Here is a 15,332-nt window from a genome sequence, read left to right as displayed (position 1 = left end):
CAACGGGGGGAAGCGATGACCATGTACGAGACACCCGCGGAGGATTCCGTAGGGGAACTTGCCGCGGTGCCGGAACCCGGCGCCGTGACCGTGATCATCCCGAGCTTCAACGAGTCGGGGAACGTACGGGAGTTGCTCCGGCAGATCACCGAGTCCGTCCCGTCCCGGGTCCCCTGCGAAGTGATCTTCGTGGACGACTCCACGGACGACACCCCCGAGGTGGTGGCCAAGGCCGCCCAGGACTGCCCGTTCCCGGTCTCGGTGATCCACCGCGAGGTCCCCACGGGCGGTCTCGGCGGCGCGGTGGTCGAGGGCATCAAGGCGGCGGCCTCGGACTGGGTCGTGGTCATGGACGCGGATCTGCAGCATCCGCCGTCCCTGGTACCGGAGTTGATCGCCACGGGCGAGGCCTCCGGAGCCGACCTGGTGGTCGCGAGCCGCTATACGAAGGGCGGCAGCCGCGCCGGTCTGGCCGGCGGTTACCGCGTCGCGGTCTCGCGCGCCTCGACCTGGCTGACCAAGGGCCTCTTCCCGCGCGCGCTGCGCGGCATCAGCGACCCGATGAGCGGCTTCTTCGCGATCCGCCGCGCGGCGGTGATGGCGGAGGATCTGCGTCCGCTCGGCTACAAGATCCTGATGGAGCTCGCCGTCCGCTGCGGTCCGCGCAGCGTCCGCGAGGTCCCCTTCGTCTTCCAGGACCGCTTCGCGGGCGAGTCCAAGTCGACTGCCCGCGAGGGGCTGCGCTTCCTGCGCCACCTCGTGGAGCTGCGCACCTCCAAGCCGCTGTGGCGGATGGTGGCCTTCGGTCTGATCGGCCTGACGGGGTTCGTCCCCAACCTCCTTGCGCTGTGGGGGCTCACGGCCGCCGGGATGCACTATCTGCCGGCCGAGATCGTGGCGAACCAGTTCGGTGTGGCCTGGAACTTCCTCCTCATCGAGGTGCTCCTCTTCCGCACCCGCCGCCACCGCCGCCTGTACGACCGCATCGGCCGCTATGCCCTGCTCGCCAACGCGGACCTGGTCCTGCGCATCCCGCTGATCGCGCTGCTCGTCACCACCTGGGACATGGCGGTCCTGCCGGCCACGGCGACCGCGCTCATCCTGACGTTCGTCCTGCGCTACGCCGGGACGGAGGCACTGGTCTACACGCGTAAGAACCGAGCCGCACCGAGGGGGACCACACAGTGAGACGTCCGAAGCGGAGAACGGCCATGGCCGGGGTGGGCGCCCTGACCGCAGGCCTTCTCCTCGCGATACCCCAGCAGTCCGCGTCCGCCGCACCGAACCTGATCCAGAACCCGGGCTTCGAGACGGCGGGCACCGGCGACATGCCCGCCTGCTGGTCCAAGTCCGGCTGGGGCGACAACGACTTCACCTTCACCACCACGCCGGACGCCCACTCGGGCACGAAGGCGATGAAGGTGGAGCTCACCCGCCGCCTCAGCGGCGACCGCAAGGCACTGATCACCGAGAACGCCACGTGCGCGCCGAAGGTGTCGCCGGACAAGCAGTACGACCTGAGCCTCTGGTACAAGTCGACGACTCCGGACGCCTCCCTCACCCTGTTCCGGCACGACACCACGGCCGGCTGGCAGTACTGGACGGACCTCAAGACCCTTCCCGTACAGGCCGCTTACGGGCGCACCGAGGTCCGTACGCCCGCCGTCCCGGCCGGCACCGACCAGATCGCCTGGGGCGTCAGCGTCTACGGCACCGGCTCGGTGACCACCGACGATTACGTGATGGAGGAGGTCGCGCCGCCCACCCCGGACCCGGTGTGCACGGGCACCGCGACCGAGTGCGCGGACGGCAAGTGGGAGGTGCTCGCCACCCCCAACCCCGTCCGCTCCATGCACAGCGTCGTCCTGCACAACGGCAAGATCCTGCTGATCGCCGGCTCCGGCAACGATCAAGCGGCGTTCGCCGCGGGCAAGTTCACCTCCGCCGTGTACGACCCGAAGAACGGGACGTACAAGCAGATCCCCACGCCCAAGGACATGTTCTGTGCGGGCCACGTCCAGCTCAGCGACGGCAAGGTCCTCGTGATGAGCGGCACGAAGGGCTTCCCGAGCGCCGACGGCACGATCGGCTACCAGGGATACAAGGACTCGTACATCTTCGATCCCGCGACCGAGCAGTACATCAAGACCAACGACATGAACGAGGGGCACTGGTACCCCTCGGCGACCGTCCTCGGCAACGGTGACGTCATCTCCTTCGGCGGTCTGAAGGAGGACTCCACCGGCGCGGTCGTGGCCGAGAAGTTCTCCCAGGCCCAGCAGAAGTGGCTGCCGATCAACGAGGTCAACCAGACCTGGTCGTACTGGGGCCTGTACCCGGCGATGATCCTGATGCAGGACGGCCGGCTCTTCTACTCGGGCAGCCACACCTTCGGCAACGGCACGCCCGGCACCGGCGCCTCGATCTACGACTACGACAAGAACACGATCACGGACGTCCCGGGCCTGCGCCTGAAGGACGAACGCGACGAGTCCGCCTCGGTGCTTCTCCCGCCCGCCCAAGACCAGAAGGTCATCACGATGGGCGGTGGCAACAACGAGAAGAACCCGGTCGCCAACCGGCTCGTCGACATCATCGACCTCAAGAACCCCAACCCGGGTTACGTGCAGGGCCCCGACATCCCGCTCGGCACGGTCGACCAGGGCCAGGGCAAGCGGGCGCAGACGGGCGCCGAGGGCAAGATGTACGTCTCGGCGGTCCTGCTGCCCGACGGCAAGGTCCTGGAGACCGGCGGCGCGCTGCACGACCGCGCCGACCCGGTGTACGAGACCTCGGTCTTCGACCCGGAGACGGAGACCTTCGACCAGGTCGCCACGGACCCGGAGGAGCGCGGCTACCACTCGTCCGCGTTCCTGCTGCCCGACGGCCGCGTCATGACCACGGGCGACAACCCCGGCAACGGCTCGTGGAACCACGACGTGTCGATCTACTCGCCCTCGTACCTCTTCAAGGGCCCACGGCCGAAGATCACTTCACTGATCGACAAGCAGTGGACGTACGGGGACACGCAGCGGATCACGGTCGACCGGCCCATCGCGAAGGCGGAGCTGATCCGTCCCGCGGCCGTGACGCACTCCTCGGACCCGAACCAGCGGTTCGTGGATCTGCCGCTGACGGTCGACGGCACCAACATCGACCTCAACGTCACGTCCAACCCGAACCTGGCCCCGCCCGGCTGGTACATGCTCTTCGCGGTGGACGCGAACGGTGTGCCGTCGATCGCGGAGTGGGTCCACCTGGGCGGACCCGCGGCCCTGGCCGAGGACGCGCCGGCAGCCCATGTCCACGAGTTCGCCGACGACTTGGCCAAGTCCCCGAAGGCGAAGCAGGCGCCGCGTGACTCGGTGCCCGTCAGCCCGACGGTCGCCGGCTGCGACCGGCACTACGGGTCGGCCAACACCTGTGTCCCGACGAACTTCCCGCCGGATGTCGCGGACACGACCAAGGCCCGCTGCACGTGGCTGAAGGACCACGACTACGGCCGTCTGAGGGTGCACGGCGACGACCCGCTGAACCTGGACCGCAACGGCGACGGTCTCGCCTGCGGCAAGGCGGACCTGCGGCGGCGGTGATCCAGCGGCTCACGCATGACGAAGGCGGCCGGGTGCTGGTGCACCCGGCCGCCTCTGCATGCGCCTGCTATTCTGGATATACGCGATACATTTCCGTATATCCAGGAGGTGGCCTCATGGCCAAGACGCTGATCGACATCGACGAGCAGCTCCTCGCGGACGCGGCGGTCGCCTTCGGTACGAAGACCAAGAAGGACACCGTGATCGCCGCCCTCCAGGAGGGCGTGGCCCGCAAGCGCCGTGCCATAGCGCTTGCCAGGCTGGCGGCCAGGGCGGACGAGGGGCAGTTCGACGAGCTACTCGACAAGGAGACCTACCGCCGGTGACCGCTGCCGTCTACCTCATCGACACCAGCGCGTTGGTGCGCATCCTTCGGCGGCCGGCGCGCGAGACCTGGGAGAAGCCGCTGGAGGAAGGCATCATCGCGCGCTGCCCGGTCACCGAGCTGGAATTCCTCTACAGCGCGAAGAGCGCGGAGGACCGCGCCGAACTCGTCGCCGACCTGGACGCCTTGTTCGGCTGGACGCCTGTCGACGACCGGGCGTTCTCCCGCGCCTGGGACGTTCAGCGCGAGCTGGCCGACCAGGGCAAGCACCGTTCGGCGGGCGCCGTCGACCTGGTGCTGGCGGCAACGGCGGAGCTCCAAGGGCTCACCGTGCTCCACTACGACCGGGACTTCGAGACCATCGCCTCGGTCACCGGTCAGCAGACCCAGTGGCTGATGCCGCCCGGCACGATCTGAACGCGCCTGCTCACAGCCTGAACCCCGACCCGAACAGGTCCACCGTCCGGTTCAGAAGCTCCACCAGATCGTCCTGGCAGTCCCGTTCGCCCCACCACAGCGACGTCTGCAGCAGTGCCGAGAGGAACGCCGCCGTGAAGACGCGGATCTCCAGGTCGTCGGCGGCGCGGCCGACACGGATCGCCAGGGGTTCGGCGAGCAGGCGGGTGGTCTCCGTCATCGAGTCGAGCATGCGGGCGCGCAGGGCCGGGACCTCGACCAGGAGCCGGGTGCGCTGCTCAAGTTCCTCGTAGTCCGTCTCCATGAAGGACTCGATGGCCTGCACGATCACGAACCGGAGTGATTCCAGGGGCGGTTCACCGGCTGGGCGCGCCATCAGGACGCTCACCATGACCGGGTCGTACTCGTCGCTGAGGACGATGTCCTCTTTCGTCGCGAAGTAGCGGAAGACCGTCGAGGGCGAGACCTCGGCCGCGGCCGCGATCTGCTCGATGGTGGTCGCGTCGTACCCCTGCTCCTTGATCAGCCGGTACGTGGCCCGCCGGATCGCGATCCGCGTCTTCAGCTTCTTGCGCTCCCGCAGCCCCAGCTCGGGCTGTCCCTCGATCAGCAGATCGGGCACGGAAGGCTCGGCGGCGGGAGCTGCGGGGGCGGCAGGGGAAGCAGAGGTCTTCGAGCGGGCGGCCATGGGGTCATTGTCGGGCATCAGGCGTGGGGCCTCGGGCGTCAGGCCTCGGCGGGGGCGGGCCGCGCACCGGCCCGGCCCGGAAGCAGCAGCGCCGCGAGCGCCGCCGTGACCAGGGCCGCGCCCGCGCAGACGAGCAGCACGACCTGCATGCCGTGCACATACGCCGCGTCGGCGGAGGCCGCGAGCGCGGTGTCGCCGAGCCGCCCGGCCACCGCATGTGCCGCGACCACGGATTCGCCCGCGGTCCCGGCGGCCGCGGCCGGCAACCCGGTCGTCACCAGCTCACTGGCGTACGCGCCCGCGAGCAGCGAGCCGAGCAGCGCGATCCCGAGGGCGCCGCCCACCTGCCGTACGGTCATCAGGAGTCCGGAACCGCTCCCGGCCCGGTCCTGCGGCAGTACGGACAGCGCCGTCGTCATGGCCGGCATCATCGCGAACCCGAAGCCGAGGCCCGCGATCGTCAGCCACAGCGCGGTGTATCCGTACCCGCTGCCGGTCCGTGTCCCCGCGCCGAGCAGCGCCGCGAAGCACAGGACCACCAGACCCGCGGCGATCACGGACCGCGCGCCGAGCCGCTCGACCAGTGGCGTGGAGACCTTGGCGGACACGATCAGGCCGCCCATCAGGGGCAGCATCCGCACCCCGGTGCCGAACGCGTCATTGCCGAGCACGGTCTGCAGATACGGCGGCAGCACGAACATCAGGCCCGAGAGCACGAACATCACGAGCGTCGCGGCCAGGGTGTTGAGCAGGAAGGGTCGGTGGCCGAGCAGCGGCAGATCGAGCATCGGCCGCACCGCCCGCCGCTCGCGCAGCACGAGCGCCGCGATCAGGACCGCACCGGCCGCGAGCGTCCCGAGCACGAGACCGTCGCCCCAGCCGCGTACGGGCGCCTCGATGATCCCGTACGTGAACAGGCCGAGCCCGGCCGCCGTGAGCACCGTCGAGACCAGGTCGACGCGGGGCGATGCGGGGTCGCGGGTCTCGGGGAGCAGCAGCGCGCAGGCCGCGATGCCGATCGCCACCATCGGCACATTGATCGCGAACACCGAGCCCCACCAGAAGGAGTCGAGCAGCCGGCCGCCGACGATCGGTCCGAGCGGCAGACCGGCCGCGGAGGCGGCGGTGACGATCCCGATCGCCTTGCCGCGCTCGTGCTCGGGGAAGAGCGAGGGCAGCACGGACATGGCGAGCGGCATCACGAGTGCGGCACCGACGCCCATCACCGTACGGGCGGCGATCACCGCGCCGACCTCGCCGGCGAGCATCCCGACGACCGACCCGGCCAGGAAGATCACCAGCCCGGCGACCAGCATCTTCCGCCGGCCGAAGCGGTCGCCGAGCAGTCCTGCGGGGAGCATCAGGGCGGCGAAGACCAGGATGTACGCGTCCGCCATCCACTGCAGCTGACCGGTGTTCGCGCCGAGGTCGGCGGCGATCGTGGGTAGCGCGACATTGAGGATCGTCATGTCGAAACCGAGCACGAGCATGCTCGCGACCATCGCGCCCAGGGCCCACCAGCGGCGGGGGTTCACTGTCTCGGGAGCGGCCGTGGGCGCACTCGCAGTCTCGGGAGTCATATTTTGAGAGTAGCTCTCAAGTGAGAGTCACTGTCAAGTTTTTCGTGAAGGCCTCTGGGTACACGCTCTCTCACCGTTCGTGACGGCGCCGGACCGTCGGGGTGGAGGGGGTTGTGGATGCGCGTGGACAGAATCGCCTGGACCGTCGCGGCGTTCAGCGTGATCGGTCTGGTGGCCTTCGGGGTGTGGGCCGTCGTCGCGGTGGTCGTCGCCGGAGTCGGTGCGCTGACATGGCAAGTGGCCGCGGCGTCGAGGCCACGGCCACTGAGGGGTCAGGAGTCCGGCGGACTCACGCGTGCTGGTAGGCGACCAGTGAAATCCCCACGTAATGCACCACGAACGCCGCAAGGGTGAGCGAGTGGAACACCTCGTGGAAGCCGAACCAGCGCGGTGACGGGTTCGGCCGCTTCATCCCGTAGATGACCCCGCCGACGGTGTAGAGCACGCCGCCGACGATCACGCAGACGAGTACGGCGATGCCGCCGGTGCGCATGAAGTCGGGCAGGAAGAAGACCGCGGCCCACCCCATCGCGATGTAGCACGGGGTGTAGAGCCAGCGCGGGGCGCCGACCCAGAAGACGCGGAACGCGATCCCGGCGAGCGCCGCGATCCAGATCGCGATCAGCAGCGGCCGTGCGGTCGAGTCGGGCAGGAGTAGCAGGGCGAGCGGCGTATAGGTGCCCGCGATGATCAGGAAGATGTTCGCGTGGTCGAGCCGGCGCAGGATGGCCTCGCCGCGCGGGCCCCAGGTGCCGCGGTGATAGAGGCCGCTGGTGCCGAACAGCAGGCAGGCCGTGAGGACGAAGATCCCCGTGGCGATTCTGGCGCGGGTCGAGTCGGTGAAGATGATCAGTGCGAGTCCCGCGATCAGCACGGCCGGGAACATGCCCGCGTGCAACCAGCCCCGGAGCTTCGGCTTCGCGGGGTGCGGCAGATCGATCTCGACGGGACCGCTCGTCTCGGTTGCGGTGGCGTCAGAGGCGGAAGACGGCATAAGGAGAATCGTACCTACGGCTCCGTAGGTTCCATATCGGTATGTGGGGACGCTCACGCGCTCCGTATGTGGGGACGCTCACGTGTGAGGCCCTCTGGACATATGGGCGGATCGCCCCGATGATCAAATGAGTGAGGTCGGCACCGGATGAGCGCATTTCGTCGGCGCGGTATCCGGGCCGCAGCCCCCAAGGGGCCAACCAACGACAAAACCCTCATTTAGGAGCGATCGTGGCGCGCGACATCGCGGCTTCCACCAGTGCCCCCACCAACCACGCAGAGCTTGTCGCCTGGGTGGACGAGATCGCAGCCCTCACGCAGCCGGACAGGGTGGTCTGGTGCGACGGATCCGAGGCGGAGTACGAGCGCCTCGCGGAAGAGCTCGTCGCCAAGGGCACGTTCAAGAAGCTCGACCCGATCAAGCGCCCGAACTCCTACTACGCGGCCTCCGACCCGACCGACGTCGCTCGCGTCGAGGACTGTACGTACATCTGCTCCGAGAACGAGGAGGACGCGGGCCCGACGAACCACTGGAAAGCCCCCGCGGAGATGCGGGCCATCTTTACTGGAGAAAAGAACAGCTTCCAGGGCAAGGACGACCAGGGCGGCATCTTCCGCGGCTCGATGCGCGGCCGCACCATGTACGTCGTCCCGTTCTGCATGGGTCCGCTCGGCTCCGACCTGTCCGCGATCGGCGTCGAGATCACCGACTCGGCGTATGTCGCCGTCTCCATGCGCACCATGACCCGGATGGGTCAGGCGGTCCTGGACGAACTCGGTGACGACGGCTTCTTCGTCAAGGCGGTCCACACGCTCGGCGCTCCCCTCCAGGAGGGCGAGGCCGACGTCCCGTGGCCCTGCAACACCACCAAGTACATCTCGCACTTCCCCGAGTCCCGCGAGATCTGGTCGTACGGCTCGGGCTACGGCGGCAACGCCCTGCTCGGCAAGAAGTGCTACGCCCTGCGCATCGCCTCCGTGATGGCGCGCGACGAGGGCTGGCTGGCCGAGCACATGCTGATCCTCAAGCTCACGCCGCCGCAGGGTGAGTCGAAGTACGTCGCGGCCGCGTTCCCGTCCGCGTGCGGCAAGACCAACCTCGCGATGCTGGAGCCCACGATCTCCGGCTGGACCGTGGAGACCATCGGCGACGACATCGCCTGGATGCGCTTCGGCGAGGACGGCCGCCTGTACGCGATCAACCCCGAGGCCGGCTTCTTCGGTGTCGCGCCCGGTACCGGAGAGCACACCAACGCCAACGCCATGAAGACCCTGTGGGGCAACTCGGTCTTCACCAACGTCGCGCTCACCGACGACAACGACATCTGGTGGGAGGGCATGACGGAGGAGACTCCGGCGCACCTCACCGACTGGAAGGGCAACGACTGGACCCCCGAGTCGGGCGTCCCGGCCGCGCACCCCAACGCCCGCTTCACCGTCCCCGCCTCGCAGTGCCCGATCATCGCGCCCGAGTGGGAGGACCCCAAGGGCGTGCCGATCTCGGCGATCCTCTTCGGCGGCCGCCGCGCCTCCGCGGTTCCGCTGGTCACCGAGTCCTTCGACTGGAACCACGGTGTCTTCCTCGGCGCCAACGTCGCCTCCGAGAAGACCGCCGCCGCCGAGGGCAAGGTCGGCGAGCTGCGCCGCGACCCGTTCGCCATGCTGCCGTTCTGCGGCTACAACATGGGCGACTACATGAACCACTGGGTCAAGGTCGGCGCCGACAAGGACCAGGCGAAGCTGCCGAAGATCTACTACGTGAACTGGTTCCGCAAGAACGAGGCGGGCAAGTTCGTGTGGCCCGGCTTCGGCGAGAACTCCCGCGTCCTGAAGTGGATCGTGGACCGCCTCGACGGCAAGGCCGAGGGCGTCGAGACCCCCATCGGCATCCTGCCGACGGTCGACTCCATCGACACCGACGGGCTCGAACTGCCCACCGAGGACCTCGAGTTCCTGCTCACGGTCGACAAGGAGATCTGGCGCGAGGAGGCCGCCCTGGTCCCCGAGCACCTCAACACCTTCGGCGACCACACGCCCAAGGAGCTGTGGGACGAGTACCGCGCCCTGGTGAAGCGCCTCGGCTGACCCACCCGTAACCTCCTGCCCCCGGAGCCCCAACCGGCTTCGGGGGCACGGTTATGGGTGGATTTTTCGTACGTGACAATCTGTGCACACAGCCTTCACTGGGCGCGAAATCCGGGCACACTCGCTCCATGAGGACACCGGTCAGTGACCCGTTGAGGGTCGGTGGCTACCGCATCGTGGGCCGGCTCGGCTCCGGCGGTATGGGCTGGGTCTACCTCGCCCGCTCGCGCGCCGGACGCCCGGTCGCGGTCAAGGTCGTACGTCCCGAGCTCGTCGCGGACAGCGCTTTCCGCATGCGCTTCGCCCGCGAGGTGGCCGCCGCGAGCGCCGTCAGCGGCGCCTTCACCGCGGCCGTCGTCGACGCCGACCCGGACGCGGATCTGCCCTGGCTCGCCACCGTGTACGTACCGGGTCCCTCGCTGACCGAGGCCGTACGCTCCGGCGGCCCGCTGACCGAGCCGTATCTGCGCCGCCTCGGCGCCGGGCTGGTCGAGGCCCTGATGGCGATCCATGCCGCGGGCATCGTGCACCGCGATCTCAAGCCCTCCAATGTGCTGCTCGCCGCCGACGGCCCCCGTGTCATCGACTTCGGCATCTCCCGTATCGCCGGCTCCAGCACCATCACCCAGGCGGGCATCGTCATGGGCACCCCGCCGTTCATGGCCCCCGAGCAGCTCAGCGGGGACAGCGTGGGCCCGCCCACCGATGTCTTCGCGCTCGCCGGGGTGCTCGCGTACGCCGCCACCGGCCGCTCTCCCTTCGGTACGGGAGACCAAGTGGCCTTGCGCGTACAGACCGAGCCGCCCGATCTCGCCGGTGCGCCCGAGGAGTTGTGCCGTCTGCTGCTTCCCTGTCTGGCCAAGGACCCGGCCGCCCGGCCCCGGCTCGCCCCGCTGCTCGAACTGCTCGCCCCCGACGACAGCGCACCGCCCTGGCCGCCGCCCTCGGTGGCCGCGGACATCCGCACGCGCGAGCGGGACCTGGACAGCCGGCGGGGCGAGGACTCGCGGGCCGCGGTGGTCTCCGTACCGTCCTGTCTGCAGTCGCACGCGCAGGCCCTGCTCGACGCCGGGCTCACCGACGCGATGGTGGCGGGGGCGGTGAGCCATGGACCCACGGGCGGGCGCTGACGCGGGCCGTGAGCTGGAAGTCGGCCTGCACTGGCGGGAGTTGGTCCGCACCTGGGGTGCCGCGACCGGCGCGGGTGTCGAGGCGGACGAGCACGCGCTGAGCCTGGACTTCGCGCTGCCGTCCGCCGGACGCACGCTGACCTTCCGTTTCACCACGACCCGGCGGCTGCTCGTCGCCTTCATGACCGACGGGCGCCGGCTGCGCGGCGACCAGCTCGCGGTGGCGGCGGCAGCGGCCAACGCATGGAACACCGAACAGCTCTTCCCCATGCTCTCCGTCTGGGACGTGCGCGGCCCCGACCCCTGTATCGCCGGGGTCTGCCAGCTGCCGCTCGCCTGCCGGATGACACCCAAGGACTTCGGGGTGATGGCGGACGACTGGGCGGACCAGGCGCGGCAGATGTTCACCCGGTGTCATCAGGTGTTCCGGCTGTGAGGGCGCCTGGCCTTTCAAGTACGCGGGTTCTGGGGCGGGTTCGGCAGGTCTGATCGACCGGAGCGGGGGTGTGCGGTGGGGCACGGAGGACTCCTTGGCGCGGGGCTCGGGTGCGCGCTCGTCCTGGGGCTGCTCACGGCGGGCCCCGCCGCGGCGGACACCCTCGACTGTCCCGGCCCGCTGTCCGAGCGTCTGGAATGCCTGGACCGTGAGACGGCGCGGGATCCGGGTCCGGACGTCGTCGAGGTGAAGGGGCGGATCGAACTCGGCCGCCCCGTACACCAGTTGAGCCTCTCCGACCATCGCTGGCGGCTGGCCAGGAGCGGTCTGGCCGTCGAGGTGCCGGACAAGCAGACGACAGGGCAGGGCGGCTCGGTCCTGCTGCTGCTCGCGAAGGACCGCAGGGTCGCGGACGGGAGCCGTATCACCCCGCTCGACCCGTCCACTCTCACCGCCGTGAAGGCGGCAGGCCTGTGCGCGGGGCGGCCGGCCAGGGAGCTGTGCGCGGCACTCGCGCGCGAGCAGTCGGGCGAGGACCTGGTGCGCGGCGATCTCGCGGATCCGCTCGGCGGGGACGACGGGGGCGACGGCGCACTGTGGGTGCTGTTCGGCGTCATCGCCGCGCTGTTCGCTCTGGTCGTGTTCCTCTTGAAGGCGGTGCAGCGCCCCGCGCACGCGGTCGGCCACGCACGTCCCGCGCGGCACGCGCCGGGCCGTATTCGTTCAGCTTCCGCCGGGCCCGGCGGCGCTGCGGACCAGGTGGACGGACTGGACCGGCGCGACCGGCCGGAGCGTGACCGGCTTGACCGGCTTGACCGGCCGGACCGACTGGAGCGGGACCGCCTCGACCGCGACCGCCTCGACCGCCCCGCCGAGTCCGACCACCCCGACCCCACCCGGACCATGGCGCTCCAGCCCGTACGCCACCGGGCGCCACGCCAACCCGCAGCCCCGGTCACGCCCTTCGACGTGCCGCCCGCACCCCCGCACCCCCAAGCCCTCGTCCGCACACCCCTCGTCCCCGAGGGCTACGTCGAGATCGACCGCTGTCTGCACCGGGCCCGCTGGACCGGCGGGCCCGCCTCCGCGCCGCCCGCCGTCGGCGAGTTCGTCGGCGTACGCGACGTATCGGAGAACAGCGACCCCTCGGAGCAAGCCGCACCGCACCTCCTTGCCCTGCCCCTCGCGAGGACCCCGCAGCACTCAGGAGACAGCCATGATGAATGAACCGCCCCCGCCCACCGCCGTCCCCCAGTACGCGGACTTCGACTTCGAGCTGGACAACAACGCCCAGCGGCTGCCGCTCGTGCTGTGCCTCGACAACTCCCGTTCCATGGAAGGCCGTCCGATCCAGGCGCTCAACGAGGCCTTACGGGAGTGGACCCGCGAGCTGCACGACGACGTCAGCCTCAGCTACAGCGTCGAGGTCGCCGTCATCACCTTCGGGGACCAGTCCGTGACCGCCTACCGGGGCGCCGAGCCGCTGTATCCGGGGATGAACCTCAGCCCGTTCGTGCCCGCGCACGCCTTCACGGCGCCGACGCTCGCCGCGAACGGCGTGACCCTGATGACCGAGGCCGTCGAACTCGCCATGCAGATAGTGGCCGCCCGCAAGACCGAGCTGCGCAAACTGGGCCTGCAGTACTACCGCCCCCAGATCTGCCTGGTCACCGACGGCCTGCCGACCGACGGCACCGGCCACTACACCACCACCTGGCAGCGCATCGTCCCCGTACTCGCGGAGGAGCAGCGCTCGCGGCGCTTCCGCCTGTACGCGATCGGCGTCGGCGGGATCACCGAACGCGGCCAGGCCGTGCTGCGGGCCTTCGCACCCACGTACAACGCGCAGTTGCAGGGTTTCCCGTTCCGCGAGCTCCTGCAGATGATGTCGGCGAGCGCGGCCGCCGAGCAGAAGGGCGAGGGCGAGGAGGCCTTCGAGAAGATCTTCCACCAGTTCCGTACACAGCGCCCCGCCTGGGAAGCCTGACCCATGGGGCGCGGGGGCGCGTCGGCACGCGCCGGCGGGGAGTGGCGCACGCACGGGGTGAGCGTGGAGGGATACCGGCACCGGCGCACCGGCGTCCCCTGCCAGGACGCCTGGCACAGCGCCCAGTTCCGTACGGGGTCGGGCGACCGGATCGTCGTGCTCGCCGTGGCCGACGGCGCGGGCAGCCGGCCGCGTTCGCAGGAGGGCGCGCAGCTCGCGGTGAGGCTGGCCACCGAGCACTTCGGCCGAGAGGCGGCGCAGCTGCGGGTGCCGGCGGGGGAGGCGGTGCACGGGCTCCTTCACTCCGCGTTCCAGTCGGTGTGCCGGGAGTTCCTGGTGGCCGTGGAGCAGACGGGCGCGCCGGCCCAGGACTTCGCGACCACGCTCACCGTCGTCGTCATCACCCCCGACTGGCTGGGGCACTTGAGCGTCGGTGACGGTCTGGTGATCGTCCGCGCGGGTACGGACGAGGACGGCATCCCGCTCTTCCACCTGCTTCCGCAGGCCGCCGCGGCCAGCGAGTACAGCAATGAGACGGTCTTCCTCACCTCGCGCGACGCCGGCCGCTGGGTGCGCACCGACTGCGTGGACGACCCCGGGATCGACGCGGTGGTCCTCTCCACGGACGGTCTCACGCAGGCCGCGCTCACCCGTTTCCAGACCCCCAACGCCTCTTTCCTGGCCGCGGTGTTGGGCCCGCTGGAAACCTCCGCCAAGGATCCGGACACGGAGGAGGCGGACCTCGCCGAGCTGCTGCGCTCGGACCGTCTCTCGGCGGTGAACGCGGACGACAAGACGCTGCTTCGGGCGGTACGGGTATGAGCGGGGCAAACGGCGCGGGAGCCCGGACCGGCCGCAGGGTGCTGCTCGACGGCCGGCCCGTCACGCTGGCCGAACGCCCCCTGAAGGGCGGCGGCGAGGCCTCCGTCTATCCCGTCGAGGGCGAACCCGGCATCGTCGTGAAGCTCTACCGCGAACGCCCCGGCGCCGAGCAGGAGCGCCGCCTCACCCGCATGCTGGCCATGTCCCCGCTCGGCGACCGCCCGATCGACTCCAACCAGGCGCCCGAGCTGGCCTGGCCGACCGCCCTCGCCCGCTCGCCCGAGGGCGCCTTCCTCGGCTATGCGATGCGCCGCTTCGGCGAACCCGAACACGTCCAGCTGGTCGGCCTGTTCACGCGCTCACAGCGCCTGCGCCTCTTCCCGGAGCGCGCCGACTGGCGCTTCCTGCTCGGCGTCGCCTGGAACCTGGCCTTCATGACGGCCCGTATGCACCACGAAGGCCTCGTCGTCGGCGACTTCTCCAGCAGCAATGTCGTCGTCGACCGCAACGGCTTCGTCACCTTCCTCGACTGCGACTCCATCGCCTTCACCGACCGGGGGACCCGCGAGTCCTTCCCCTGCCTGATGCACACCACGGACTACTCGGCCCCCGAACGCCAGGCGGGCGGCCCGGCGTCTAAGGAGAGCGACGACTTCGCCCTGTCGGTGCTCGTCTATCAGCTGCTCGCCGTCGGCAACCATCCCTTCGGGGGCGTCCCGCACGACAGCCAGGAGGACTCGACGGTCAAGGACAACATCGCGGCCTCCATCTCGTACGTGGTCCGCCCGGAGAGGGTGGTCGTCCCGCGCGGCATCATCGACCCCACCGTCCTGCCGCCCGGCCTGCTCACCCTGGCCCGCCGCGCCTTCGGGCCCGGGGTGCTCGACCCGAAGTCCCGGCCGACGGCGCAGGACTGGCTGCGGGCCCTGGACGAGGAACGGGGCCGGGTCCGCGTCTGCACCGCCCGCGCCCGCCACACGTACGGCTCTCATCTGACGTCCTGTCCTTGGTGCGCGCGGGCGGCGGCCACGGGCCAGGACCTGTTCAACGCGCCGGAGCCGCGGCAGCAGGTGCGGACCCAGGTCCATGTGCCGCCGCAGTCCCCGCAGCCGCCTCCTGTGCCTCCGCCGCTCGCCGCGTCGGGACGCTTCGACGCCCGGAAGCTGGTGTGGGCGCTGATGGCGGTGATCGCGGTGATCATTCTGGTGGCGTTGCTGGCGAGCGCGATGGATCCGTGAGGGGGTTTGGTGCGGACTCAACTTTAGACTCAATCTAA

At 70.1% G+C, this 15,332-nt stretch carries 14 protein-coding genes; 11 read left to right on the top strand and 3 right to left on the bottom strand.

All coding sequences use genetic code 11. The features are described from left to right. The first annotated feature begins 15 nt into the window (after window positions 1-15). The 4 genes from H9Y04_RS34635 (at window position 16) to H9Y04_RS34620 (ending at window position 4,335) form a co-directional block, all read left to right on the top strand. A complete protein-coding gene (locus H9Y04_RS34635; protein ID WP_236071827.1) occupies window positions 16-1,188 on the top strand; it encodes a glycosyltransferase in 1,173 nt (390 codons plus the stop codon). A 23-nt stretch (window positions 1,189-1,211) separates the two neighbouring features. Continuing rightward, window positions 1,212-3,593, top strand: coding sequence for a galactose oxidase-like domain-containing protein (locus H9Y04_RS34630; RefSeq protein ID WP_187818118.1), 2,382 nt, complete (start codon window positions 1,212-1,214; stop codon window positions 3,591-3,593). Between the two features lie 116 nt (window positions 3,594-3,709). Next, window positions 3,710-3,919: a type II toxin-antitoxin system VapB family antitoxin gene (locus tag H9Y04_RS34625; RefSeq protein ID WP_187818117.1), complete on the top strand. Its 210-nt coding sequence runs from the start codon at window positions 3,710-3,712 to the stop codon at window positions 3,917-3,919. Further along, window positions 3,916-4,335 carry a PIN domain nuclease gene (locus H9Y04_RS34620; protein WP_187818116.1) on the top strand — a complete coding sequence of 140 codons (420 nt, stop codon included), beginning with the start codon at window positions 3,916-3,918 and terminating at the stop codon, window positions 4,333-4,335. The genes H9Y04_RS34625 and H9Y04_RS34620 overlap by 4 nt, the downstream gene beginning before the upstream one ends. Before the next feature lie 10 nt (window positions 4,336-4,345). Here the strand turns inward: H9Y04_RS34620 and H9Y04_RS34615 are convergent, their stop codons facing one another. The 3 genes from H9Y04_RS34615 to trhA form a co-directional block, all read right to left on the bottom strand. Continuing rightward, entirely contained in the window at window positions 4,346-5,023 is a 678-nt protein-coding gene (locus H9Y04_RS34615) for a TetR/AcrR family transcriptional regulator (RefSeq protein ID WP_187818115.1), read from the bottom strand. 38 nt (window positions 5,024-5,061) lie between these two features. Next, a complete protein-coding gene (locus H9Y04_RS34610; RefSeq protein ID WP_187818114.1) occupies window positions 5,062-6,603 on the bottom strand; it encodes a DHA2 family efflux MFS transporter permease subunit in 1,542 nt (513 codons plus the stop codon). A 289-nt stretch (window positions 6,604-6,892) separates the two neighbouring features. After that, the gene (trhA, locus tag H9Y04_RS34605) at window positions 6,893-7,597 is read right to left on the bottom strand and encodes a PAQR family membrane homeostasis protein TrhA (RefSeq protein ID WP_187818113.1); all 705 of its coding nucleotides are present in this window, start codon (window positions 7,595-7,597) and stop codon (window positions 6,893-6,895) included. 230 nt (window positions 7,598-7,827) lie between these two features. Here trhA and H9Y04_RS34600 point away from each other — a divergent pair, with 230 nt between their 5' ends. From H9Y04_RS34600 to H9Y04_RS34570, 7 genes are all read left to right on the top strand, one after another. After that, on the top strand, window positions 7,828-9,681 hold the full coding sequence (locus H9Y04_RS34600) for a phosphoenolpyruvate carboxykinase (GTP) (protein ID WP_187818112.1): 1,854 nt from the start codon (window positions 7,828-7,830) through the stop codon (window positions 9,679-9,681). Window positions 9,682-9,809: 128 nt separating this feature from the next. Then, window positions 9,810-10,811, top strand: a complete 1,002-nt coding sequence (locus tag H9Y04_RS34595; protein ID WP_187818111.1) for a serine/threonine-protein kinase — start codon at window positions 9,810-9,812, stop codon at window positions 10,809-10,811. Further along, window positions 10,789-11,247: a hypothetical protein gene (locus H9Y04_RS34590; protein ID WP_187818110.1), complete on the top strand. Its 459-nt coding sequence runs from the start codon at window positions 10,789-10,791 to the stop codon at window positions 11,245-11,247. Before H9Y04_RS34595 ends, H9Y04_RS34590 begins: the two co-directional genes overlap by 23 nt. Before the next feature lie 75 nt (window positions 11,248-11,322). Then, complete coding sequence (locus tag H9Y04_RS34585; RefSeq protein WP_187818109.1) at window positions 11,323-12,474, top strand: hypothetical protein; 1,152 nt, start codon at window positions 11,323-11,325, stop codon at window positions 12,472-12,474. Beyond that, window positions 12,464-13,234 (top strand): vWA domain-containing protein, encoded by a 771-nt coding sequence (locus H9Y04_RS34580; RefSeq protein ID WP_236071826.1) that lies wholly within the window; start codon window positions 12,464-12,466, stop codon window positions 13,232-13,234. The genes H9Y04_RS34585 and H9Y04_RS34580 overlap by 11 nt, the downstream gene beginning before the upstream one ends. A gap of 3 nt (window positions 13,235-13,237) precedes the next feature. Continuing rightward, window positions 13,238-14,056 (top strand): PP2C family serine/threonine-protein phosphatase, encoded by an 819-nt coding sequence (locus H9Y04_RS34575; protein WP_187818108.1) that lies wholly within the window; start codon window positions 13,238-13,240, stop codon window positions 14,054-14,056. Continuing rightward, window positions 14,053-15,294 (top strand): hypothetical protein, encoded by a 1,242-nt coding sequence (locus H9Y04_RS34570; RefSeq protein ID WP_187818107.1) that lies wholly within the window; start codon window positions 14,053-14,055, stop codon window positions 15,292-15,294. The genes H9Y04_RS34575 and H9Y04_RS34570 overlap by 4 nt, the downstream gene beginning before the upstream one ends. Window positions 15,295-15,332: the final 38 nt, after the last annotated feature.

The organism is Streptomyces polyasparticus (genome assembly GCF_014493765.1).
GTDB lineage: Bacteria > Actinomycetota > Actinomycetes > Streptomycetales > Streptomycetaceae > Streptomyces > Streptomyces polyasparticus.
Note: the sequence above shows the minus strand (reverse complement) of the source record. Positions and strands in the feature narration are given on the sequence as shown.